Below are 24,355 nucleotides of genomic sequence, written 5' to 3' on the forward strand. Positions count from 1 at the left end.
CTAATTAGTTATTAGATATCACTTCATATGCCATACCACCATAAGTAGAGCCTGTCGTTGTTTTATTCTCAACTTGTTCTGGTCAACTCCAGCCGGACACTTTTCTAAAAGAATTTTCATACTCTACTGGTGACAGATCACTATTAGCTGAATGCAGTCTTTCTAAGTTGTAATACTTCATATAATCGACAACATCATTTTTCATATGCTCACGCGTAGGTTGAGCCACTTTAAGTAACCAATCATGTTTCAAACTGCCAAAGAACCTCTCCACTACTGCGTTATCCCAACAGGCTCCCACATCACCCATACTCGCTCGAATACCAAATTGTTCGAGCAGCTGACGGTAACGCTTACTGGTGTATTGAGAGCCTCGGTCAGAGTGGAATATTAAGCCTTTAGCTGGTTTTCTCAGGTTATAAGCCCTAATCATGGCTTTCATCACTAAGTCAGTCGTCATACGTTTATCTATATGCCAACCAACAATGCGTCGAGAATATAAATCCATCACAACAGCAAGATACATCCAACCTTCGCCTGTTTTTAAATAAGTCACATCACCAGCCCAAATCTGATTTGGCCCCAACGGATTAAAGTTCTGATTAAGCAAATTATCTGCAACTGCATCAGCATGCTTACGCTTCGTTGTTACCTTGTAGGCAACTCGCTGCTTTACTTTTAGGTTTAACGCTTCCATGAGCTTTCGAGTTCTGTGCTTACCAATTTCAAAGCCTTCTTTGCGTAAGTTTTTATGTAGCTCGCGATAGCCCAAGCTTTCACGACTGCGTTTAAACAGCGCTTTAGCTCGCCGATATAAATGAAGCTCTTCTGCCGTAATTAACTTGGCTGGCCGTTTGAGCCATGCATAGTAAGCAGAGCGACTGACTTGCATCACAGCACACATCTTGCGGACGTCATGAGCCTGACTATTGGCTTTGACGAACTCGTACTTTACTTCATTTCTTTCGCAAAGAAGGCGCTTGCCTTTTTTAAGATCTCTTTCTCCACTTTGAGTTCTTTAACTTCTTTTCTCAGTCGTTTTAGCTCTGCTCGTTCACCTTCACTTAACGCATTGCCAGCTTGTTGTTGTTCAAGTTTCGCTTTCCAGTTATAAATGAGTTTAGTTGTAATTCCCAAAGAGGCTGCGGCTTGTGAGACCGTATAGCCTTGCTCAGTCACTAAAGCTACAGCTTCTTGTTTAAATTCGGTTGTATAGGTTTTGTTTTTTCGTTTTGTCATTTAACACCTCAATATTGGAACATTGTCCTTTATTAAAGTGTCCGGCTCAATTAAACCAGTTCAACTTGCCAATAATAAGTGCCTTCAGCATATATAGAAGTGTAAACTGCTTCGCCATATCCGCCCCTAACTCTGTTACCATCACGATTAACTAAAGTCACTCTTAAATCATGCCCATCATAGTTTCTGTAAATAGAAAAACCGTATCTGTTACAGACACTACTACCACCATGAGTAAAGCTTGCAATAGTCTTTTTAGTACCCAATTTTATACTCGTGTAGAAGTTCAGACCTGATCTAACGATTACCAGTTTAGAACGGGTGTCCGTCAGGTTAGTTTGAACTTAAATTCTTTTCAGTCCAAACCGATTTACCATCAATGAGCGTTTCCATTGGCGTTCTGCCACAGCAGATTTTACCCTGATGGGTTCGTTCATTGTTGTAGTATTCGAGCCATTCGTCCAGATCTTTTTGAAGCTCATCTAAGCTCATATACAAGCGTTTACGGAATGTTACTTGATAGAATTCCTGTAATATCGTTTTGTGGAAACGTTCACAGATACCGTTAGTTTGCGGTGATTTGACCTTCGTTTTTGTGTGATCGATATCGTTAATTGCCAAATACATTTGGTAATCGTGATTCTCGATTTTTCCACAGTATTCCGTGCCACGGTCAGTAAGAATACGTAGCATAGGAAGGTCATGAGACTCGAAGAATGGCAACACCTTATCATTGAGCGTATCAGCCGCTGTAATCGGTGTTTTCATTGTATAAAGTTTAGCGAAAGCAACCTTCGAATAGGTATCAACAAACGTCTGCTGGTAGACACGGCCAACACCTTTAAGATTCCCCACGTAAAACGTGTCCTGTGATCCTAGATAACCGGGATGCGCGGTCTCTATTTCACCGCAAGCCTCATCGTCTAGCTTCTTGCGCTCAAGTGCCTGAACTTGGCTTTCGGTGAGTATAATGTTTTCTTTCGACACCTTGTCTTCTAGGGCTTTTAAGCGACCTTTGAAGTTGGCTAAGCCATGACGCAGCCAGACGGAACGAACACCACTGGGAGAGACGAAGATGCCTTGCTTGCGTAATTCATTACTCGCTCTGGTTTGCCCATGGGCAGGATATTCGACCGCGTAATCAATAACAGCCAATTCAATCGCTTCATCGACTCGGTTTTTAACATTAGGTACTCGACGGTTTTGATTGAGTAAAGCTTCAACGCCACCTTCTTCATTTGCTTGTTGATAGCGATAAAACGTATCGCGAGATACACCCATCACTTTGCAAGCTTGCGTAATGTTACCTAATTCTTCGGCTAAGTTGAGTAAACCGACTTTGTGTTTAATGACAGGATTGTTAGTATGAAGCATGAGAGTTACCTCTTTGTTTAGTTTGGATTAGACACCCTTAAACTAAACTGGTAACTCTCTCTTTTGAAAGTGAAATGTCAGATCAGATTGAAACTTCTATAGATTATCATTTCTTTACTGTGTATGATGCTAGCGGCCGCGCCTTTCACTCCAGCAGTTGGTATTTCATTGCTAATGTTATTGGTAGCTGGTTTCATTGGTTCAAAAGGCTACCTTCAATCGAGTTTAACCTTACTGTTAATAAATACTCTTGCCGTTATCGGAAGTCCAGGCATTGATATATCAGATATTAATACACTTATTTCGGTGCTAATACTCTTTCCTGTTTCATTTGGTGGTGTTTTAATCGGTGTAAGGAAATTAAGTTTAAAGGCTGGTACGTAAAAAGGCGCTCAAAGGGCGCTTAGGTATGTAACCTCAAGTAGACACAGTTTTTCATGCGCGTTCGAAGGCATGCACACAAAGCATTTCGGCGCGATTCCCACGCTTGGCTGTTAGTTGCGCTGACAAAATATAGCCGTTTATTTCAGGTGTTAGGCACATTCAAAGGTTAGATGCGTCGATAGGCTTATCGTTCAGAGTTTACCTTGTTTAATCTCGTAGTTTCACAATGTACGCACCAACAATACTCAAATCTTCGTATTTGCTTTAGGCAACGGCATAACCTATTTTTAATACTCAACTGGGCGCAGGTGATTAGTATTGCAAATGGCTACTTTAACTGCTCGATGCATTCAACTGATTAAGCATGCAAAAAATATTTTGCTGGCCGTAAAGGCGCTGTCGGTATACTTATTCCCCGACAACAGAGCCTCCTATATTCCTCAAAAGTGGGGTTCACGGTGAGCCATATGATGGAACATACTTAGGTGGTACTCCGCGTAGACAAGATTGGGCGGTTGCCCAAGGTGGTTCAAGGCAATATAACAACTTATCATACCTTTCAACACTGACATTACTGTGCCTTAATTCCGCCTAATTTATTCCTGATCACCTTGATTACAGCTGTAATGAAAAGCTGAATATCAGCTTATTGACAACAACTAAGCCGCAGCGTTAATCAAGCGGAAACAGTAAATCTGTTCGAATAATATATTTAACGCCACGGGTAATTGGCTCTGAGCTATGCACGCAGTGTAGCGGATGCATACCATGAGGGAAACACAGCACACTACCTGCTGGTGTTCTGACATTAACTTGCCTTGCTGGTTGACCTCGTTGGGCGGGCTTGTTCGGCTCGACATCGTTCACCCAAAATTGCGTATCGCCCCCCTCAAAATCATCAGACAGCAGCATTAAAAAAGTCATTTGACTATAACGATCGTCAAACGCATTTTGTACATGAACACCGTCAATTAATTTACTGCCCGGCCATGAACCATCGGTATGCGGTTTGAAGAAATCCCCTTCGCCGTATTTGTAGAAACGAAAACGCTGGTTAATACCGAGCGGCACTAACCCACCGATAGCTTCAATACCAGACGCTAACAAACCTCGGCAGCGCTGCCATATCAAAGACTCGGTAGTGTCGTCGGTCAGCCAAGTTAAGCTATCGTTATGGCGAATATGGCGCGGCAGCGATACCGCGGCGTCTTGGTTAAAACCCAAAGTTTCAGCGATATCAATTAAACGGCGACACTCGTCGCGAGATAGCACATTCATTATTTGAAATGCACCCGGCACTTGAGGCACTGGCACCAAATGAGCACGGCTTGTTGACTGTGCACTTAATTCAGCGGGGTTTTCAACTTTGTTGCCCCACAGTGGAATATTATCGTTCTCTGCACCTTGCTCGTGCTCAATAACGTAAAAGCCTTTACCTAACATACAATGACAACCTTTAACTGCTTAGCCTAATTTATTAACCAACAACCGTTACTTGCGCAAACTGGCGATGACCATCAACGCCACCGTGAAAACCCAATCCACTTTGCTTAGCGCCAACCCAAGGGCTAGCACCGCCCCCTCCAGGCCCCTTGTTTATGCCAATCATGCCAGCTTCCAATTGATTGGCAACATCTCTGGCCTGTGCTTGCCCAAACACCACGGCGCCCAAACCATAATCAGAATCATTAGCGCGCATTATCGCCTCAGCTACCGAGTCTACCTCGGCAATTGCGACAATAGGCCCGAAGGTTTCTTCTCGCTCCATCAGCATATTGGGTGTTAATTGCGTTAATACGGTCGGGCTAAAAAAGTTTCCATGTTGCACCGAACCACCGAGCAATACCTGAGCGCCTTTGGCTTTGGCATCTTCCATATGGTCAATGATTTTAGTCACTTGTTTTTGGCTGACAATTGGGCCGATGTGAGCGTTAGGCTCATCCCAACAACCGGTTTGGTAATAGCTCGCAATAGCAACCACTTTGTCCGTAAATGTTTGAGCAACCGATTTTTCAACATAAATACGCTCTGTCGAGGTACACATTTGCCCAGCGTTCTCAAAGCTACTGGCGACAGCAAACCGAGCCGCTGCATCCAAATCAGCATCTTTTAATACGATCATGGGATCGTTCCCCCCAAGCTCCATCACTAAGCGTTTTAAACTGGCCGCAGCTGTTTTCATGATCTTTTTGCCCACCGCTTGCGAGCCAGTAAATGCCACTAGTGCAACGTCTTCGTGTTCAACCAGCTTGGCGCCTACTTCCTCATCACCGTGAATAATGGTCAGTAAATTTGAGGGTAAATGTTCATTCAAATACGCGACAAATTTTTCTGCAATTAAAGGGGTTTGTTCAGAAGGCTTAAATACCACAGTGTTACCGGCAATTAGCGCTGGCACAATTAAGTTTACCGCCATTGCCAACGGGTAGTTCCACGGTGAAATAACGGCACATACTCCCAGAGGGCGGTAGCTAATATTGCTGCCATCGGCTCTCGGTGATAATGCGGCGCCAGCTTCTTTGGCAAAGTGACTACCCGCAAAAATAGCGCCACGCACTTCACTGGTACTGCGATCTATGTCTTTACCCATTTCTTTTGAGAGCAACACGGCAAGTTCGTCGCTATACGGCGATACTGACATAAAGGCTTTGTGCACAATTTCAACACGATCAGCCATCGGCAGCTGTCGCCATTGTTGTTGATAGACCTTTGCTGTTTGAACGCACTGGTGCACTTGTTCGCTGGTCGCAACGGCTACTCGCCCTAAAGCTTGCTGATTACTGGGATCAAAAGACGTCAGTTTCATAAATACCTGTTATTTGCAGAAGAACTCAAGTAAAGCCACAAGATCAATAGCGATAATCATGGCAATAATAAAGCGGTAGAGAGTAAGTAGCAGATCATAGCGAATCTCAGCTACAACCGAAAACAGTATTAGGCTGTATCTGTTACAAGCAATACTGATAGCTGACTCTGGCACCAAAGGCTCGTTGCCAGTCGTTACGATGCTGCGGTAATTGCTTGCATTTGCGTCACTAACCATTGATGCAAGGGTGTTTGCGAGCGGCTAGGATGCCAAGCCACGACCACTTCAAAACCGGGAGGCTGCTGTGGTAGGTGGATTTCGCGTAAGCCAGGGTTAGGCAACATTTTACTGGGAACATAAGCGAGTACATCGCCATTGCTCACGTAGTCAACTAGCATTGAGAAGTGCGGAATTGCAGCCACAATATTGCGTTTCACGCCTTGTGCTTCAAACCAGCTTTGTGAAGAGCCGGTCAAGTTTGCCCGTGAAGGTGAAACAATCACATGATCATAGTGATTTAACGCTTGAATATGAGTGAGCTGCTTTGGCGGTAATTTCGCGCTGGAAACGAGTTGATAAGTTTCCTTGAATAAAGGTGCATAAGGCAAGTTGTCTGACAAAAACGCCGGCGTTGTTACTACTAAATCAAGCTGACCACTGGCCATCGACGTCGAGAGTGTTTCTATTTCCAACTCTTTCACAATCAATTTAATACCGGGGGCAAGTTGCCTGATCCGAAAAAAAAGTCTGTTGGTTACTGTATATTGCGCATAATCGGTGGCAGAAATCACCACGGTTGCTGTTACTTTTTCGGGTAAAAATTGTGCGGGATGCGCCGCTTGCTCAAGCTGGCTCAGGACATTCGCAATAACGTCCCCCAATGATAGCGCATGTGCCGTGGGCGTCATTCCTTGTCCATCACGCACAAATAAAGGGTCATCAAAAATCATTCGCAACGACTTTAACTGCATACTGATAGCCTGCTGGCTAACATTTAACGCTAGCGCAACTTTGCTTAAACTGCGTTTTTGCAATAGCAATAATAGCAATCGCATTTGTTTTACATCGAGCTTTTCTAGCACCACAAACAACAACCTTTTACTTGTATTAATTACAACTTAAACAATATATCACTGATATCATGATAATAGTAATATTATCGGCTCTTGTATTAACCGCACTCCGCCATTGAAAAGTCATTGGCGTTAATTGTGTTTTATTAGTTGTAGGAAAAATCAATGCGTTCAATCACCCTAAAACAACCTGGTGGATTAGCCAATATTACCGTTACCGAGGTTGCAGAATCGGCAGCGCCAGCAAAAGGCGAGATCAAAGTTAAAATTCACGCTGGTTCATTAAATTATCACGACTACCTTGTCGCTTCTGGTGCGATGCCAAGCGCCGAAGATAGAGTGTTACTGTCTGACGGTGCAGGAGAAGTAGTGGCTGTGGGTGAAGGTGTTGAAGAGTTTAAAGTTGGCGATAATGTCGTGTCGACTTTTTTCCCGCAATGGCTGTCTGGTAATGCTCAACATGATGTTGATGGCTTTGCCCAAACGCCTGGAGATGGGGTTGATGGTTTAGCAGCTAATTTTGTCACCCGCAGCGCCTGTGCGTTCACACTTGCCCCGAAAGGATGGAGCCATGCTGAAGCGGCAACCATCACAACCGCAGGCTTAACCGCTTGGCGTGCACTCGTTTGCGATGGCAATGTAAAAGCTGGAGATACCATTTTAACCCTAGGCACTGGCGGTGTATCCATTGCCGCGTTACAAATAGGTAAAATGTTAGGCGCTAAAGTCATTGTCACCTCTTCATCTGACGAAAAGTTGGAAAAAGCCAAAGCCTTAGGCGCAGATCACATCATCAACTACAAAACCCAGCCCGACTGGGGACAAGAAGTGTTAAAACTGACGCAAGGAAAAGGCGTCAATCATGTGATTGAGCTTGGCGGACCGGGAACGCTCGCACAATCAGTTGAAGCCGTTGCTGTTGGTGGTCAAATTTCGTTAATTGGTGTGCTTACCGGCTTTGAAGGTAATTTGCCACTGGCAGGTTTAATGTTTAAACAAGCGCGTTTGCAAGGTTTACTGGTGGGTAACCGCCAACAGCAGCAAGATTATGTTGCGGCCTTAGAAGCCAATAATGTAAAGCCTGTTATCGATACCACATTTAAGTACGAGGAATTATCGACAGCATTTGACTACCAAATAAACGGCAGCCATTTTGGCAAAATTTGCGTTGCATGGTAGTAGGAATCTAGTTCACACTCTTTACATCCAATAGATTTTAGTTAGCCCTCACAGGGGCTAACTATGACGATAAAAGCACTCCCCTATCAATTCAGTATTCCCCCCTATTTCAACTAACTTGCTCAGTTTAATCCCAGAGAAATACATACCGCGCCATTGAATAGAAGTTAAAAACTGTTCAGCTCATACCCTAAGCAATTGAATTGAAATAGTTCTTCGAATAATCTGACAACTACTGCTTAAATTTACGCCAAAATATCGGTAAACTAATCCACCACAGGCACTTGCTCTTTTAGCTCTAACATCATTTGGTGGGCACTTTCACCCGACATTTCAAACGGATCAAACTCCGAGCTGCCTGAGAATTTCAAATTAATATCGTGGGTGAGGGAGGAATCGGGAATATAACCCATACTCCAATCGGTAAATTCGCGTTTAACGATTTCGCAGTAATCAAGCATGATAATCTTTTCGTGGCGGTCGTCTTGTAAAATACGCTGATAAGTTTCGTTCACTTTCTTGCGCGACCCCTCAAGGCACTGCAAAAAGTATTTACGATTAAAGCACAACAACCCCGTAATGCTGTTGGCAGTATTGTGCTTGCGCGCCGACACCAAAATATCGTTAATACTCTCATCAACAATATCTCTAGGCTTGCAACTGGCGTAAATCAAACGCACTAAATACATGATAAATTCTCTCTTTGTTAATTTTCCCGTTGTATACGCCTAGATTCTAGCACTGGATTTCAAACGCTTAATATAAAATTAGCTAAAGACTTAACTAAAAATGAGAAACGGATCGGAAAAATATACGATTAAAAGCGGTAATGCCGACAAGTATGAGTCAATTACTTTGAGGCCATAATTCAACGCAATTGCTTAAAGCCAAATTAGTACCCCGTGAGTTCGGCATAACCCAAACCACTAAAACCTCCACTGGCCTTCACGCGCCCTTCCCAATAAGGGAATGTTAATTGATTGCGCGAATCTTGCGTGATGGATTCAACGAAAATAGCAGGCGTATCTGGCAGCTCAATCTGCCATTTTTTCGGGTAATTATCGCCTTCTATATCAACGGTAGCTAACACTTTGAGCGTTACTTCGCCTTGATGAATCGCCTGTACCTTGCCGTTTTTGGTGATTTTACTGCCGCTACAGTAATCGTAATTCTGCTTAGCGCCGCGAATACAAAACACCATCAGCCCCTTGGCATCGTTCTCGCTCAGCTGCTCATCCGACGCTTCATTCACCAAGCTAAACCAATCCCAGCCTAATTGCTCTTGGCTAAGCAAGCTTGCTGACCATTCACGATCATACCAAGCATTACCTGATACTTGATATTGCTTGCCCGCAAACGTGAGCTGGCCATCAACTGTTAAAAAAGGATAACTGTAATAATAAGAAGCATGCCCTGCCCCGGTTTTTTGGCTATATCCTTCATCACCATGCAGTACAAGTGGGCTATCGGCTAATGAAATATTAAGTTGATAATTCCCTTGTGCGGCTTTTAACCTAAGCGGTAAGAATTCATTACCTTGGCTTGCCAGTTGCCAATTATCTATTTCAGCAACAAACGGGGAATGTTGAACACTGGCTTGACCTACTCGCGCGAAGCGCTCAAACGCAACATGGCGTTGTTGGTGTTGCATCGCAAAGTGCGCAAAGTAGAGGTTGTTGTCCCACCACCTTATTTGAGGTTGAGGCTGATGTTGATTTAGCGAGTTAGCCGAAGGCTCTGTAGGACTTTTCGAACGATTTGCTACTGACTCACCTATTGGCATTGTCGTTTTTATAGGCATCAGCGTGCGAAATAATGTCCACTGCACGCCAAAGGTTTCACCTGTGCTAGCCGTTAGATTCGCCGTTAAATACCACCATTCAATACCTTGTACTTGGTGAATACCGTGATCTTGAGGAAAAACCAGTGTTCGGCCTTGCTCAACTGGTTCTCCACTGGCGGTTTGCCATGCCGAATCTTGATTCGAAGCCTTATCTTTCGACGTTTCAATTTTCAAAGCCACTGGCTCACAAGCCAATAATAAAAATGCTAAAAGGAAGGAGAAGCAAGCTTTTACACCACGCGAACTTGCTAATCTAACGACATCAAATAAGTAAAAACACGGTTTATACATAAGCTCAATTCCTACTTATTTTTGTTGAACCTTTTGTTTGCCAGAGTGGTTATTTGCCCGAGTAGTTATTTGCCTAAGCGGTAAATAAGCGCACAACATGGCAGTAATAATTAACAAGGCGCAAGTTTGCAAAATCGCGGCGATATCCAAGTTGAAGTGTATCGTCCAACCAAAGGCAATGGGCATTACGAATTTCAGTAGTGCCAGCCCCAGCAGTAACCCCAAAGGTAAGGCAAAAAGTACCGTAAAGACGACGATAATGTTCGTCTGTATAAGCTTCATCCCAAGTAATTGCCCTTGGGTAACGCCCAAATGGTTCAAGATGGTCAGCTGTTTGCGCTGATTAGCCCCTAAGCTCAATAAACTGGTACACAGGCTAAGCAAGGCAATGGCCAGAATAAAACCATTTAGCGCTTTGGTGACGACAAAAGTGTCTTCAAACAAGCGATTGGCAAATTCCTTAAAGCGCTTATTGGCAAGGATTTTTTCGCTTTGTTGATCAAATTCGTTGATCAAACGCTCAGTAAATAGTGCCAATGACGTATTGGCATGATCGAGGCGAATAGAGTAGCCAAAATGGCGACCATTCAGCGCTGCTAATTGGTGGCGAGGTTCAAGGGTAAAAAGTGAAATAAGCGGGTTGCCGTAATCGTAAAAAAAGCCGGAAATACGGCATGGGAATACGCGCTCATTTTGTCTAAAGTCGACAATATCGCCCAGCTCAACAGCAAATTTTATATAGGCTTGCTCGTTGGCTAAACAGCCGTGATTGGCAAAATGTGAGGCATTAACTTGTTCGCCACTGGTGAGTGAAATATGCTGGTAGTGCTGTTCACTGTTGCCAAAACTGGCCAATTTTGCCGGCAGCTTGGCCACTTCGCCATCACTTTGAAAATACACACTCACTTGGCTCACTTCTGGCTGTGCGTTGAGTACCGCGCGAAAGTCTGAGTTAACGTTTGCCGTGCGAAGATAGATATCTGCACTTAGCTGCTTTTCCAAATGGGCATCAAGCGTATTGCTGAAACTGGTCACCATTACCTGCATACCAACAGCACTGCCGAGTGCGACCAAAATGGCAACGATGGCAATAGTAAGATCGCTAATGTGCTGCTTGGTGTCACCGTGCAGCCAACTAGCCAGTGGATGTTGAAAATCAAAGCGAATACTCGCCAAGCGAGTCAGTAATTTAGGCACCAACAAAATAAATAACACAAGTATGCAAAAACACAGTAAGAGCGCCTGAAACTCAGTCACTGAAAAGAGATAAAGCCACCCTAGGCTGACAAGGGTAAGCGATAATAAGCTAACGAATATTTTTTGGTGCTGCCGACCAACCACCTTAACTTGGCTAGCCAGCATAAACACCAAGGCACTCACGTTTAATATGAAACCAATCGCCACATTCGTCCATTGCCAGTTTACCACTAGCGCTTTTTCTAGTTGGTATAGGCCAATCAACGTGCGATTAACATCAAGCACCAAGGTATTAGCAATAAAGTAGCCGCCCCATGCCCCGATAAAAGCCGTGGCGATGCTAATCACTGCCAGTTCGATCAATAAACTCACTTGAATACTTTGCTTGGTGCAACCAAGCAAATGCATTTGCCAAAGTAATTTTTTGCGTGCCGAAAGTGTCAGTTTAATTGCGTTGTAACTTAGAAAGGCAGCAACGACATAGCCGAGCAACGCAAGCGCCATTAAATTAAAGAAAAAGGCATCAGAGAGTACATCAAAATTTTGTTGTTCAGCGGCTACCAGCCGTGCTTGCCCTTTAATCAAGCGTTCGATTTCACTGACCTGCTTGGCTGACAAGTTAGAAAGCTCAATAAAACTTAACTGCCCATTAGCGTTTAACAGCTGATCCGCAAGTGCCAAGTCGGTCATTGCCCAAAGACCTATACCATCAACAAAATGAACCTGCAGAGCCGCTTGATAAGGCTCAAATTTAAAGATTACTGTGTTTTTTTGATCTGTATTTGCTGAAGGCTTTTGCCGATTTTCCGCTGAAGGCTCTTGCTGGTTTTCCGCTGAAGGCTCTTGCTGGTTTTCCGCTGAAGGCTCTTGCTGATTTTTTGCTGAAGGCTCTAGCCGTGATTTAAACTGGCTATCAACAAATAAAGTCGTTAATGGTGAGTAAATAGATGAGTTGTTGCCCGTGTTATCTCTGGCTGACTGATTTTGCGTATCATCACTGCTTGTTGGTTCAAACAAGCGACTCACCATCTCTTGCTGTTGGCCTTTGTGACTCGCATTTAACCAAAGCAAGGTATTAACCCCTTGAATAGCGAGTGTCTGCCCAGAGGCTGTGGTTAAATTACCGCGTAATATCGGTTGCGCATGGCTATAACCATTTCGCCTTAGCGTTAACCATAAATCGCCAGCAATATATTTCTCGCCAACAAGCGGCTGAATTAAGTGCGAAACAGGGTTTTCGATCAGCGCTGACGAGTGGCTATAGCGGTTTTTCGCCTCTTGATTTAAACCGGTAATGGCGGTGAGTAACGCACTACCTAAGCTAAACCCCAAAATAAAAAGTGCCATTAACCACGGGCGCTGTCGATAAAATGCCAGATGAGTCGCTAAAATACGTAAAATAGCGTTCAATTCGATGGCTTGAGGCTGATTTGTGCTTGTTTGCGCTTTTGTTATCTGTGTCATTAACTGCGTCATAAGAAAAGTGTTACGCAAACTGCCCATTGCTTAGCACTTCAACGCGATCAAAATAATCGGTCAATTGCTGGCTATGAGTGACCATCACTAAATTGATATTACGCTCTCGACATAACGCCGTGAGTAGCTTAACCACCTGATGTGAGCGAGTTTGATCTAAATTACCTGTTGGCTCATCGGCCAGCACAAGTTTAGGCTTGTTAAGCAAGGCACGCGCTATACCCACACGCTGCTGCTCACCGCCAGAAATTTGGTGCGGCATTGCATCAAGCTTATTTTCAAGGCCAAGCGCGGCTACTAACGCCGTAAATTCACTTGCCTCTTGCTTTGGAAAGTTTAACTGGAATTGAAAAAGAATATTCTGTTTGACGGTTAAACAGTCAAGCAGCTGATAATGTTGAAAAATCAGCCCAAGTTGACGGCGATAGATGGCAAGTTCAGTGTCGTCAAGTTGCGTTAAATCCGTATCATCAATTGCCACGGCGCCAGCATCTGCTGGTAGCAAGCCCGCTAAAATATGCAGCAGTGTCGTTTTGCCTGAGCCACTGTCGCCAAGTAATGCGAGTTGCTCACCTTGCGTCAGCGAAAGGTTTAACCCGCGAAGGATAGGAAATTCGCGATCGCCTTGGTATCGGCTAAAGCTTAGGTTGCTTACTTCAATCACAACAACTCCTTGTATTTCCTTATGTTTAGTTCCCAAGTTTACTATTAGGGATTATCTATTGCTAGCCACATTTTGTGGTTGCGCTACTAGCGATTTTTCACCAAGCACAATAGCAATAAAGGTTTATACGGGTAGGCAACCGGAACCGAACTAAAAATGGTACAAAAAAGGGAGCATTATTGCTCCCTCTGTTTTTTAAAACACAAGATTATCTCGACAAATTACTGTCTTTTAAACTCAGAGCTTTCGCTCCATTTTGGCCAGATATTTTCGCTAGAAAGCTCATAGCCAATTTCAAAAAACGCTTGCATATCTTGCACTGCGCCAGATAAATCCCACTCATCTGAATATTCGTCACACAAGTTGTGGTAACACTTTTTCAATTTAGGATCTAACATCGCACGTAACTTAGCCGTTGCTTCGTCGGCAGGCTCTGCGCCACTTTTCGCGTAAAGCGCAGGAATACCGATATTGGCAAAAGCAAAGTGATCAGAGCGGTAGTAAATACCCGCTGCTGGGCGAGGATCGCCGGAGATTACACGACCTTGTTTTTCCGCAGCTTTGGTTAAGTAGTTGTCCAATTCAGACTGACCTAAACCGTATACCGATACATCAGCGCTTTTACCGTTAACACCTAACGCATCCATATTGATGTTAGCCACGGTTTTTTTCGCGGGAATCACAGGATTTGCCGCGTAGAATTTAGAGCCCAACAAGCCTTGCTCTTCAGCAGTCACCGCTAAGAAGGTAATTGAACGCTCTGGTTTGACGTTTAATTGCGTGAAAGCTTCGGCTACTTCAATTAATGCGGCTGTGCCCGTCGCGTTATCAACGGCGCCGTTATAAATTTGATCACCTTCAAGCGCGGTGTCTGTGCCTAAGTGATCCCAATGAGCACTATAGATAATGTGTTCATCTGATTTTTTCGTACCCGGTAAGGTGGCAATAAAGTTATTAGATACTGATTTTTTGATGGTATTTTTAACCGTTACCGATGCGGTTAAATCGCCCATATCAACGTGGTAACTGCCCTTTGCGGCTTGTGCTTTGGCGGTGGCGAAGTCTAACCCTGCCTTAGTAAATAACTCATTCGCCACTTCACTGGTGATCCAACCTTCAACGGCGACACGGCTCATATTGTTGTCTTCACGTTGGAAGCCAAATTGTGCGCCAGTCCATGAGTTTTTCACGACATTCCAGCCATAAGATGCCGGAGCCGTTTCGTGAATAATAATCGCGCCTTCCGCGCCTTGGCGGCTCGCTTCTTCGTATTTGTAGGTCCAGCGGCCGTAATAGGTCATCGCTTCGCCCGTAAATAACGCAGGATTTTTCGTTGCAAAGCCCGGATCATTGACTAGCATCACCACGGTTTTGCCTTTTACGTCTAGCCCTTCGTAATCATTCCAGTTGTATTCTGGTGCATTAACGCCATAGCCAACAAACACTAGTTCAGAGTCTTTAAGCTCAGACAGCTCGGTAATGCGGCTTGAGCTCATCACCATATCTTCTTTGAACTTGTATGCTTTACCACCAATGTTGAGTGACATATCAGTTGATGCTTCTATTGACACCAAAGGTACTTCTTGTAAGAAGCTATCGCCATTACCGGGCGCTAAGCCCAAAGCTTTAAACTGTTCAGTTAAGTAGTCCAGCGTTAACTTTTCACCAATACTTGATGGTGCGCGACCTGCGAATTTATCAGACGCGAGTACTTTTACGTGCTCAGCAAGCTGCTCGCCGTTAATGCTGTTGTAGCTGCTGTCAAACACCGCTTGAGTATTTTTTAATTCGGCGTTGGCGGTTTCTGTAGCGGGCTTGTCATTACACCCAGCAACGGTGAGCAGCGCAGCACCAGCTAACGCGAAAGAAGATATTTTTTTCATGAAGATACTATTTATTAGAATATTCGGGACTGGCAGTATATACCTAAGCGATTGATGCACGCTAGTTTCCGCCAGTGAGAGTGCTCAAACCGCGTACAGATAAATTGGCAAAGCCAGGCTAAAAAACGAATTAGGAAAGCCAAGGTAAGCGAGGAGAAAAGTAAAATATGGAAGCGCTTAAACTAAAAGTTCCACCAGTGGTGTTGGTGTTTATTACCATGCTCTTGATGACATTAACCAAAAGCACCACGCCGCAATGGGCTTTGACCTTTGAATTTGCCAGTGCGCTAGCGACAACGCTTATCGCAGTGGGGGCAGCTATTGCTATTGCTGGTGTGTGGGCCTTTAAACGAGCGCAAACCACAGTCAACCCCATGGCGCCAAGTGAGGCGTCAAATCTAGTTTGTACAGGTATTTATCGACTCACCCGCAATCCCATGTATTTAGGGTTTTTACTTGCGTTGTTAGCGTTTGCTTCGTACTTGCAACACCCCATGACCTTAATTTGGTGTGCGCTGTTTGTTTGGTATATGACTGAGTTTCAAATTAAACCCGAAGAGCATATGTTAGCTGAAATTTTTGGTCGGCCATATCACGACTACTGCTCTCAGGTTAGACGTTGGCTATAAATCGCACTTAGAAGTAAAGGTTTGCTATAATCGCGCCGTTTTATAGCTAACGGCTTTTACCCTTGGCTTAACCCACTTTTTTATCAACTATGTCATGACTAACTCTCCATTAACGTTGAACGCACCACTAGCCTCGAACTCGCATGACCCCACAAACGCAACAACCTCCGATCTACGTATTCACACATCGAAAATTTGGATTATTGGCCTGCCCCGCACGGCCACTACGAGCATTTGTGTGACGATGCTCGAACTGGGCTTTAAAACCGCGCATACGGCGTATTTGCAGCGTTGCTTTGACAGCGCACAGGTCATTGCCGATACACCGGTATTTTGCGATTACCAAGCATTGGACAAGCAATATCCTAACAGCAAATTTATTTATTTAACGCGGTCATTTGATAAGTGGTTACCGTCTATTCGCCAGCTGTTAAGCCGTATGTACACTAACTTACAGCGCGGCGACGGTGGTTTTAACCCCCATTTAAAACGCTGTTTTAACGATGTTTTTTCGCCTCTCACGGAAAACAATATCGCCAGTGACGAATTTCTCATTCAGTGTTATACAAAACATCAACAAGGGATTCACGATTACTTTAAACATCGTGAGCAAGATTTGTTAACACTCGATATCGCGGCAAGTGATAGCTTTGCCAAGCTGATTGAGTTTCTCGGCTTACCCCAAGATACTCAAGGTGAATTTCCACTCATTAATATGAAAGGCAAAGTCACCGCCTGGAATAAAATTAATCACCCGCTCAAGGTTGCATCAACGAACAATGGCCGTATTGATAGTAGGTTTGCCTATCAATTAATCTAGTTGGAGTAACCACCTCCGTCATTCAACCATTTTCTGTCGCACCTTCTCAGTAATATTCTCGGTAATAGAAAATACAATAGCACTTTGCGCCGAGCGCCAAGGCTGGTAAAATCGCGACCTTTTAAAGTGCTAGCGCATTGCTTTGCTGGCACTTGTGTCATTCACGTTTTATAAAGACGATATCGCTATGTTTGAATTGAAGTACCACACCCCATTTGAATGGACCGACGCTGTAATGGCAGATTTTGATGCTTTTTTGCAGGATCACGCAGCAGCAGAAAAGAAAGCCTCAGGCATGGCGATGTCGATGCTGTCGCACTACCCTGATCGCCTCAAGCTTGTTAAAGCCATGACAGACTTAGCGCTTGAAGAGCTGATTCATTTTAAACAAGTGTTAAAGCTATTAATCGCTCGCAATGTGCAACTTGCCGACGATAAAAAAGATACTTACATCAAAGAGATTCGCGCGTTGTTTCGCCGTGGTCGCGACGAGTTTTTAATGGATCGCTTGTTAGTGGCTGGTGTCATTGAAGCCCGAGGTCATGAGCGCTTCGCGTTGGTTGCCGAGGCACTGCCCGCGGGTAAAGACAAAGATTTTTACGTTGCTATTGCAAAGTCAGAAGAAAAACACAAAAACTTATTTGTTGAACTTGCTTACGAATATTTTGACAAAACAGACGTAGATACACGCTTAGAAGAAATCCTTATCGCTGAAGCGGCGATTTGTGAAAAATTACCATTTCGCGCGGCATTACACTAAAACCTTTTATTGCTATAACCAAAGCAAACCATTGAGTTATGGCGCGTAAAAGACCGCACTAACTACCCGTTAAGGAAGATTATAAAAATGAATTTGGGATCAATAAAAGCGCTGCGCCGCATCACTGCGCTTGCTTTAGCTACTGCAACTTTAGTTGCTTATCCATTGCCTTCAGTGGCGGCAGTTGTTGATGCTGCGCCACAAAGTGCTCAAGCCAGCTCTGCGCTAAGCCAAGAGAAGAGCCAAAACAAGAGCCAAGATAAAAGCCCGCAAGTGCTACCTTGTGAGCAAGCCAATAGTCAGTGTGCTTTTGTACTGTTAACCGCAGACGGCGATCTTAAAGTACACAACAAACAATGGGCGAACACGCGCTTTAGCCCATTTTCAACGTTTAAAATCCCTAATTCACTCATTGCATTAGATTTAGGCATTGTCAGCGATTTAAGCCAAACCATGAGCGCCGATACCAAAACCTATGCGCCGGAAGGTTGGTGGCCAAGCAGTTGGACTGCTGGCGAGCACACCTTGCGCTCTGCTTACCAAGTTTCGAATGTGCCAATTTACCGCGCCATCGCAACACAGGTGGGCGCTGAGCGCATGCAAGGCTATTTAAACAATTTTGATTACGGCAATCGCGATATTAGCGCTGGAATTGATGTATTCTGGTTAGGTGTCAGCTTACAAATTTCCCCTATTGAACAAGCACAATTTTTACAACGCTTGTACAGCAAACAACTACCACTAAAAACCAGCACTTATGCGCTACTCAAGCCATTAATGCTAAATCACGACACGCCTGATTATAAAATTTATGGTAAAACTGGCGCGGGGACGTTTAGCCCAACGAAAGCACAAGGCTGGTTTGTCGGTGTTGTTGAAGAGAATGGCAAATATCATTATTTTGCCGCGCACGGCCAATCAACCACGCTAAAGCACATCGCTAAGCACCGTAAAGATATCGCGAGAGCCTATCTTGCCCATTACCAATTACCCCATACCATACAATAAGGAATTCTCTTGTTAAGTTACCGCCACGCTTTTCACGCCGGCAATTTTGCCGATGTACTCAAACACAGTGTTTTGCATCATGTGTTGAACTATATGACGGAAAAAGAGAAAGGGTTTAGCTATATCGACACCCACTCTGGCGCGGGCATGTACAAGTTACAAGACGAATACGCACAAAAAACTGGCGAGTATAAACAAGGTATCGGCAAGCTATACAAGGCGCCTAAGCTAACGCCTTTACTCGCCGATTATGTGGCACTTATCAAAAGTTTTAATACACAAGCTTTGGCGCTTTATCCAGGTTCACCAGCAGTTGCCCAATATCACGCCAGAAAGCAAGACAGCGCCCGTTTGTTTGAGCTACACAATACCGATATTAGCTTGCTTGAGCAGTTTTGCGATCACTGGAAACAAGCAAGTGTCTTTCAAAAAGACGGCTACGCTGGGCTTGTCAGGCAGTTACCACCGCCAACACGCAGAGCGGTCGTGTTAATCGACCCGCCTTTTGAAATTAAAAACGATTATCAAAAAGCGGTTGATGCGGTGATTAAAGCCTATAAAAAGTTTGCCACTGGCACCTATATTATTTGGTATCCGATCGTACAACGTCATTACATTGATACCATGGAAGCGGCGATTAGCAGCAGCCAGCTAAGCAATGTGATGAAAGTAGAGCTTTGCTTATCACCCGATTCAGAACAATATGGCATGACAGGTACGGGATTGTTTATTGTTAACCCTCCTTGGCAGCTAGCTAGCGAACTTGAAAGCGCACTGCCGCAACTGAAAACGTTATTGGGCACTGAGCAATCGAGTTACACACTGGATATGCTAGTACCTGAATAAGCTCCTCCCGGACAAATAACGACTCTGGCATTTATACTTTCAACAATATTAACTATGCTGTCATCAAGTATAAGTGCCTTGGGATAATTTCGATGATGGAACCTACACAACAAGACGCCAGTAAGCTATCTGCCAATAATCTATCAATCAAACAAATTGCTATCGCGATTAGCGACTTACCGAAAGCGGTTAATTTTTACCATAAGATTCTTAATATCCCGCTTGCTTTTGAAGTACCACCCAACCTAGCGTTTCTTGAGCTTGGTGATATTCGCTTAATGCTGACAACGCTGCAAGGCAGTGAGCGAGATCATCAAACATCCGTCATCTACTACCACACCACGAATATAGAGCAATATTTCGAGCAGTTAAGCACGCTAAGCGTCACTATTGAGCGTCTACCGGCGTTTGCCGCTAAAATGCCAGATCACGATTTATGGATTGGCTTTATCCGCGATCCTGATGATAATCTAATCGGCATAATGGAAGAAAAACAGCCAGTTACTCCAGTTGCCCAAAGCTGATTAAGTTTGCGCAAAGCTGAAAACTAAAAGCAACGCACGCTAAATCGACTCAAATCCAAAGCTTAATAACACAACTAAAGAATAAAACTAAAAATTAGAAAAGGTTACCAATGAATAAACTTCGCTTCGCTTTACTGCTTATCTTATTAACTCCATTTTTCGGTACTTTATTTGGTACGGCTTACGCCAATGAAACTGGCGAAGAAAAAGCGGTGATCAACCAACTGCTCAACGACTTTTTAGCCAATACCATTAACGACGATTTGAAAAATCATCAACGCTTTTGGGCTGATGATCTTATTTACACTAGCTCATCTGGTGCAAGATTTGATAAGGCCCACATTATTGAAGGTATTGAGGCTGATTTAAAAGCCACAGCAATGGAACACACCAAGGAAAGTCATAAAACGCTGCCACCGCTTTACTGGGCTGAACAAACCGATATTCGTATTTACGGCTCAACCGCGATAGTTGCATTTAAACTGATGCACAAAGAAAATGCGAACGCAACAGAAGTAAAACAAACCTACTTTAATACTGGCACCTTGTTAAAACGCAATGGTATTTGGCAAGTGATTGCATGGCAAGCAACTAAAATTCCACATGAAAACTAGTATTGTTTTAGGTCACATCAATACACCATCAATAAAGTAATATGGGATACAGTCAGCTCACCCAACTGCCTAATAAATCATTAATATCAATAGTTTACATTAAGATAAAACTAAAAGCACATTACTAAATTGTAATGTAAATTGGATACTTTTATGCATGCAAGGAAGAAAATGCGCCACATCAAACTCATCATCACGCTGATTCTCTTACCGATAGTTCACACCTCTTTCGCATCAGAAAGGATAAAAATGGGGGTAACATGGTCGTATTCGGCCAGCGGTTTTTTCGATCCTAAAGTCAATGAACTTGTTGCTAAAGAAATAGTAGCGAATTCTCCGGCTGATAAAGCAGGCTTAAAGGTCGGAGATAAAGTTAAATCGATAGAGGGTTGTCAAATTCCTGGTTGTCCGGCCACTAAAGCTAAGTCATACTTAACATCGAAATCTTTGAATCAGCTAAAGCTTATGGTTGAAACTCAACAAGGTACGGCTAAAACTGTAATAGTAAGTTTGGCACTTCATTCAACCTAAATAAGTCAACATATCGAGAACGAGAGTATGGCTTAATGCAAAATAGCAATATTAGTTGCTAGCGTTTTTTTAACAGGGCTAATTTTACACAACGGAGCCGCAAATGGACTTGAATTTCAACGAATATTCATTAGACGCATTATATCAATCCTTTGAAAGTGTTGATGACATTGAGTACCCAGACAGAGCCATAAACATACTAAGCTTACTATTCAGAAGCCTGGCTTGTCTATAAATCAACTTAAAGCTTTGTATGAACCTAGCATTGGTTTAGAAGCTATTGGCACCTTGCCAGTATTTTCTGCAATCGCTAGTGATTTATTACTTTCGAATAATGAGGTGCAATACAAATTGAACCGTCTGTTGCCTCAGCTACCAATCGCTCAGCAATCAACATAGATTGACATATTTAACTCGCGGTGATGCACAAAAGCTAACTAAATATGAGTTTTAGCCTGTTCTCAGTTCGCAAGCACCATCCTTTAACGTTTAAAAGTAACTTTAAGCGCTAAAACGTGGTGCAAATTATTGACTATAAAAAACATATGATTGAGTTGTTGTTTAAATGCCTCATCAAACACAACTCGCCTTCTCCTTAGCTGTTGTTCAATAAATTCACAAAATACTGATACATAGCTTTTCTTGATTGGTAGCTTGCAGGTGTCATCGCCCCTTCCCAATTAGCATTAACAGCAACAACTAATTGGTTCTCAGGGTCGACAAATAACCCTTGGCCATAAATACCTTTTCCTTCAAAGTGACCTTTTGCTGACGTCCACCATTGAAAACCGTAACCTTCGCCTTCATCCAACTCAACTTGATTAGATGCTGCTTTAGCAAACCAGTTTTCAGGAACAATAGACGTGCCATTGACTTGTGCACCGTTCAAGACAAAGTCGCCAAATAAGGCAAAATCTCTCGCCGTTGCTTGAATGCAGCAACCGCTAATTTCGTGATTAGTTGGGCCGAGTAGCCAAGAGGCGTCCTTTTGCACGGCCAAATGTGACCATACTTTCTCTGACAAATAACTCGACAGTGTTTTCCCGGTGGCTTGGCTCACCAGTAAACCAATTAACCCCGTCTCGCCTGTGCTATATGAGAATTCGGAACCTGCTGGTTTAGCGCGGCCAAGATGGCGCATATAACTGACTGTGGCGTCCAAACCCGGCTCTGGCGTATGAAAATTGAATTTCGACACATCTGAGTCAGGATCGTAATAATCTTCATCCCAAGCCACCCCCGATGTCATGGTCAGCACTTGCTCTATCGTAACTTGATCATAAACACTGCCCTTTAAATCAGGAATATAGTTGGTGATTTTATCTTGCAGGCTGTTAATGTAACCATCTTTAATCGCAGCACCAACCAAGGTTGAGGTAAACGATTTGGCAACCGAAAAGCTCGTCCACTTATCGCTGCTAGTTAGCCCTAGACCATATTTTTCATAGCGAAGCTGTCCATTTTGCAGTACCACCAAAGCGGCAATACGCTGCTCTTCAAAAAATTTATCGATTGCGCTGTCTGAAACTTCTAGCGGCTGTGTTAACGACAGCGAGTGAGGGCGTTCACCTTTCTCAATGACATTAAAAGGAATAACATTTAATTGTTCGAGTGTTTGAAAGCCAGCATCGCGCTGCGCAGTAGTCCATAGTAAAACATTGGTATTTTCCGGCTGGTTTAACATCAAGTAACGGATGTTTTTATCAAGGCTAAACCAATAACCAACGCCTGCCGCGATAATGGCCACTAAAATTGCACCAATCCATTTCCACATATTGTTATCCTGTTGATTTAATTTTTATTAGTGCTGTTATTACCTACGATAGACCGAGCCAAGCTGTTTGTAAATTACTCAATTGTTCTTGGGCAAAGACGAAGGTGATGGTTTCACAATATACTTTCGAGTTACATTACTGTCGGCTCCCCCCCTCTTCCCAAAAGCCATGAGGTGGGATTTGGCAGAAATATACTTGCTTGCTCAAGCTGGGGAAAGCATTGCGAAGGTTGGCAATAATGGTTACTCATGTAACCCTCATATACACGTAGGGGCATGGAAAGACAACCTGCCACTGCAAATTCGGTTTGATCAAAAAACCTTAGAATTGAAAGATCGAAACAGTGCCAATAACTGACATTCAGTCGGCGCTAAGTAAGCATTTGTCAAAGCCGTTTGCGCTTGGGCAAGTATCAGCCCATTAATCGTTTGTTTAATATTAAAAAAGGATCTTTTATGGATAGTAAAATAGTTATTGCTCTTATTGTCTCTGGCGCGATTATCATAATCGCTGCTTCGGTTGGGTACACAATGCAGGTCAATGCGATGACTTCTGCATTTGCTGCTGGTTTTCAGGGCAACATTAACCTGACTGTGACGCCATTTTTTATGACATCTGCTATCGGCGGTTTCTTGTCTTTGGTTGGTGTCGCTCTGAGCTTTAAGCAACACAAGCAATATAGTTAAGCGCGTCCCGCCGCCACTTATCAATTAATTTGTTAAAACACTTAGTTAACAAGCCAGTAAATAGTAATATCAGTGATAGTTTTCACGATCATAGAGAAATTCAATATGAAAACCGCCCTATTGTTTTTAAGTTTTTGTTTTTTGTTAACGTCATGCGCTACAGCCAATTCAGTAGCAAGTAGTGATAACCAGCAGCCTATCGTTTGGACACAAGGAGCAGATGTAGAAGCTTTTTGGGCAAGGTATGCAGCTTCAAAAAGCGGGCTGACTTGGGGAAAAACCGATACTTATCCCCCTTATAAGCAAGTAAAAGAAGGTGACACTTTGTTGATTGAGTTGAAGCAAGGCTCATGCCTGATGGAGTTCTATCATAGCCGTTGGCGCCGAGCGAACGACGTTTGGCGCTGGTCTGAAACCATGAACTCTTTTGGCGGTTGCCCTTATGTTTTCGACTAATTTCGGCCTGTTCTAGATAAATTTCACTGTTTATTGGGGTGATGTGGATAGGCAATAAAAATGTCCCCGTAATTGAGTTAGCCTTTCCTGATCACACCCGCTATTTCCAGTGCAATAACAAAGTAAACCTTGCAACAATAGGTTTGCTTTTTAAATTAAACAGGCTTAACACGCACTCGCCTGTTTAATTCCACACTTATCTTCCTCACATCTACTCGTCACTTGCACCCCTAAATTGTGCTCCTAGCTTGTAATGGTGCTTGTGCTTCCGCAGACAACCCCAAGCTAACACTCACT

The 24,355-nt window shown here is 43.6% G+C and carries 24 protein-coding genes; 13 read left to right on the plus strand and 11 right to left on the minus strand.

Annotated elements, in window-relative coordinates:
* Positions 1–82: 82 nt before the first annotated feature.
* Both DXX93_RS11240 and DXX93_RS11245 read right to left on the minus strand, forming a co-directional pair.
* A protein-coding gene (locus tag DXX93_RS11240; protein ID WP_116008023.1) for an IS3 family transposase occupies positions 83–1,239 on the minus strand; the annotation gives its coding sequence in 2 pieces (ribosomal slippage) (positions 83–996 and positions 996–1,239; 1,158 coding nt in all).
* A 333-nt stretch (positions 1,240–1,572) separates the two neighbouring features.
* Complete coding sequence (locus DXX93_RS11245) at positions 1,573–2,613, minus strand: IS481 family transposase (protein ID WP_116008172.1); 1,041 nt, start codon at positions 2,611–2,613, stop codon at positions 1,573–1,575.
* A gap of 126 nt (positions 2,614–2,739) precedes the next feature.
* Here DXX93_RS11245 and DXX93_RS20885 point away from each other — a divergent pair, with 126 nt between their 5' ends.
* The gene (locus DXX93_RS20885; RefSeq protein WP_258872763.1) at positions 2,740–2,997 is read left to right on the plus strand and encodes a DUF6419 family natural product biosynthesis protein; all 258 of its coding nucleotides are present in this window, start codon (positions 2,740–2,742) and stop codon (positions 2,995–2,997) included.
* 672 nt (positions 2,998–3,669) lie between these two features.
* On the opposite strand, the gene DXX93_RS11255 is transcribed toward DXX93_RS20885, so the two are convergent.
* The 3 genes from DXX93_RS11255 to DXX93_RS11270 form a co-directional block, all read right to left on the minus strand.
* The gene (locus DXX93_RS11255) at positions 3,670–4,440 is read right to left on the minus strand and encodes a prolyl hydroxylase family protein (protein WP_116008174.1); all 771 of its coding nucleotides are present in this window, start codon (positions 4,438–4,440) and stop codon (positions 3,670–3,672) included.
* Positions 4,441–4,474: 34 nt separating this feature from the next.
* A complete protein-coding gene (locus tag DXX93_RS11260) occupies positions 4,475–5,803 on the minus strand; it encodes an aldehyde dehydrogenase family protein (RefSeq protein WP_116008175.1) in 1,329 nt (442 codons plus the stop codon).
* A 194-nt stretch (positions 5,804–5,997) separates the two neighbouring features.
* Positions 5,998–6,888 (minus strand): LysR family transcriptional regulator, encoded by an 891-nt coding sequence (locus tag DXX93_RS11270; protein WP_147302679.1) that lies wholly within the window; start codon positions 6,886–6,888, stop codon positions 5,998–6,000.
* Between the two features lie 153 nt (positions 6,889–7,041).
* Here DXX93_RS11270 and DXX93_RS11275 point away from each other — a divergent pair, with 153 nt between their 5' ends.
* Positions 7,042–8,055 (plus strand): zinc-dependent alcohol dehydrogenase family protein, encoded by a 1,014-nt coding sequence (locus DXX93_RS11275; protein WP_116008178.1) that lies wholly within the window; start codon positions 7,042–7,044, stop codon positions 8,053–8,055.
* A 266-nt stretch (positions 8,056–8,321) separates the two neighbouring features.
* Here the strand turns inward: DXX93_RS11275 and DXX93_RS11280 are convergent, their stop codons facing one another.
* From DXX93_RS11280 to DXX93_RS11300, 5 genes are all read right to left on the minus strand, one after another.
* Positions 8,322–8,744, minus strand: a complete 423-nt coding sequence (locus DXX93_RS11280; protein WP_116008179.1) for a BLUF domain-containing protein — start codon at positions 8,742–8,744, stop codon at positions 8,322–8,324.
* A 203-nt stretch (positions 8,745–8,947) separates the two neighbouring features.
* Positions 8,948–10,189, minus strand: coding sequence for a lipocalin-like domain-containing protein (locus tag DXX93_RS11285; RefSeq protein WP_116008180.1), 1,242 nt, complete (start codon positions 10,187–10,189; stop codon positions 8,948–8,950).
* 15 nt (positions 10,190–10,204) lie between these two features.
* Complete coding sequence (locus tag DXX93_RS11290; protein ID WP_258872654.1) at positions 10,205–12,850, minus strand: FtsX-like permease family protein; 2,646 nt, start codon at positions 12,848–12,850, stop codon at positions 10,205–10,207.
* A 22-nt stretch (positions 12,851–12,872) separates the two neighbouring features.
* Positions 12,873–13,526, minus strand: coding sequence for an ABC transporter ATP-binding protein (locus DXX93_RS11295; protein WP_116008181.1), 654 nt, complete (start codon positions 13,524–13,526; stop codon positions 12,873–12,875).
* Between the two features lie 221 nt (positions 13,527–13,747).
* On the minus strand, positions 13,748–15,409 hold the full coding sequence (locus DXX93_RS11300; RefSeq protein WP_116008182.1) for a M28 family metallopeptidase: 1,662 nt from the start codon (positions 15,407–15,409) through the stop codon (positions 13,748–13,750).
* 167 nt (positions 15,410–15,576) lie between these two features.
* On the opposite strand from DXX93_RS11300, the gene DXX93_RS11305 reads away from it, so the two are divergent.
* From DXX93_RS11305 to DXX93_RS11340, 8 genes are all read left to right on the plus strand, one after another.
* Complete coding sequence (locus tag DXX93_RS11305) at positions 15,577–16,038, plus strand: methyltransferase family protein (protein ID WP_116008183.1); 462 nt, start codon at positions 15,577–15,579, stop codon at positions 16,036–16,038.
* 244 nt (positions 16,039–16,282) lie between these two features.
* Positions 16,283–16,858: a sulfotransferase gene (locus tag DXX93_RS11310; RefSeq protein ID WP_258872764.1), complete on the plus strand. Its 576-nt coding sequence runs from the start codon at positions 16,283–16,285 to the stop codon at positions 16,856–16,858.
* A 187-nt stretch (positions 16,859–17,045) separates the two neighbouring features.
* Positions 17,046–17,618, plus strand: a complete 573-nt coding sequence (locus DXX93_RS11315; protein ID WP_116009929.1) for a tRNA-(ms[2]io[6]A)-hydroxylase — start codon at positions 17,046–17,048, stop codon at positions 17,616–17,618.
* Positions 17,619–17,705: 87 nt separating this feature from the next.
* Positions 17,706–18,626, plus strand: coding sequence for a class D beta-lactamase (locus DXX93_RS11320; protein WP_116008184.1), 921 nt, complete (start codon positions 17,706–17,708; stop codon positions 18,624–18,626).
* Between the two features lie 9 nt (positions 18,627–18,635).
* On the plus strand, positions 18,636–19,472 hold the full coding sequence (locus DXX93_RS11325) for a 23S rRNA (adenine(2030)-N(6))-methyltransferase RlmJ (protein ID WP_116008185.1): 837 nt from the start codon (positions 18,636–18,638) through the stop codon (positions 19,470–19,472).
* Between the two features lie 92 nt (positions 19,473–19,564).
* Complete coding sequence (locus DXX93_RS11330; RefSeq protein WP_116008186.1) at positions 19,565–19,996, plus strand: VOC family protein; 432 nt, start codon at positions 19,565–19,567, stop codon at positions 19,994–19,996.
* Between the two features lie 110 nt (positions 19,997–20,106).
* A complete protein-coding gene (locus DXX93_RS11335; protein WP_116008187.1) occupies positions 20,107–20,610 on the plus strand; it encodes a nuclear transport factor 2 family protein in 504 nt (167 codons plus the stop codon).
* 171 nt (positions 20,611–20,781) lie between these two features.
* Complete coding sequence (locus DXX93_RS11340) at positions 20,782–21,141, plus strand: PDZ domain-containing protein (RefSeq protein ID WP_147302680.1); 360 nt, start codon at positions 20,782–20,784, stop codon at positions 21,139–21,141.
* Positions 21,142–21,736: 595 nt separating this feature from the next.
* Here DXX93_RS11340 and DXX93_RS11345 read toward each other — a convergent pair.
* Positions 21,737–22,915, minus strand: coding sequence for a serine hydrolase domain-containing protein (locus DXX93_RS11345; RefSeq protein ID WP_116008189.1), 1,179 nt, complete (start codon positions 22,913–22,915; stop codon positions 21,737–21,739).
* 181 nt (positions 22,916–23,096) lie between these two features.
* Between DXX93_RS11345 and DXX93_RS11350 the strand changes: the two genes are divergently transcribed.
* The 3 genes from DXX93_RS11350 to DXX93_RS11360 all read left to right on the plus strand — a co-directional run bounded on the left by DXX93_RS11350 (position 23,097) and on the right by DXX93_RS11360 (position 24,058).
* A complete protein-coding gene (locus DXX93_RS11350; RefSeq protein ID WP_147302681.1) occupies positions 23,097–23,273 on the plus strand; it encodes a M23 family metallopeptidase in 177 nt (58 codons plus the stop codon).
* Positions 23,274–23,371: 98 nt separating this feature from the next.
* On the plus strand, positions 23,372–23,602 hold the full coding sequence (locus DXX93_RS11355; protein WP_147302682.1) for a hypothetical protein: 231 nt from the start codon (positions 23,372–23,374) through the stop codon (positions 23,600–23,602).
* 105 nt (positions 23,603–23,707) lie between these two features.
* Positions 23,708–24,058 carry a hypothetical protein gene (locus tag DXX93_RS11360; protein WP_116008192.1) on the plus strand — a complete coding sequence of 117 codons (351 nt, stop codon included), beginning with the start codon at positions 23,708–23,710 and terminating at the stop codon, positions 24,056–24,058.
* The last annotated feature ends 297 nt before the right edge of the window (positions 24,059–24,355 follow it).

The organism is Thalassotalea euphylliae (genome assembly GCF_003390335.1).
In the GTDB taxonomy this organism is placed as follows: Bacteria; Pseudomonadota; Gammaproteobacteria; order Enterobacterales; family Alteromonadaceae; genus Thalassotalea_F; species Thalassotalea_F euphylliae_B.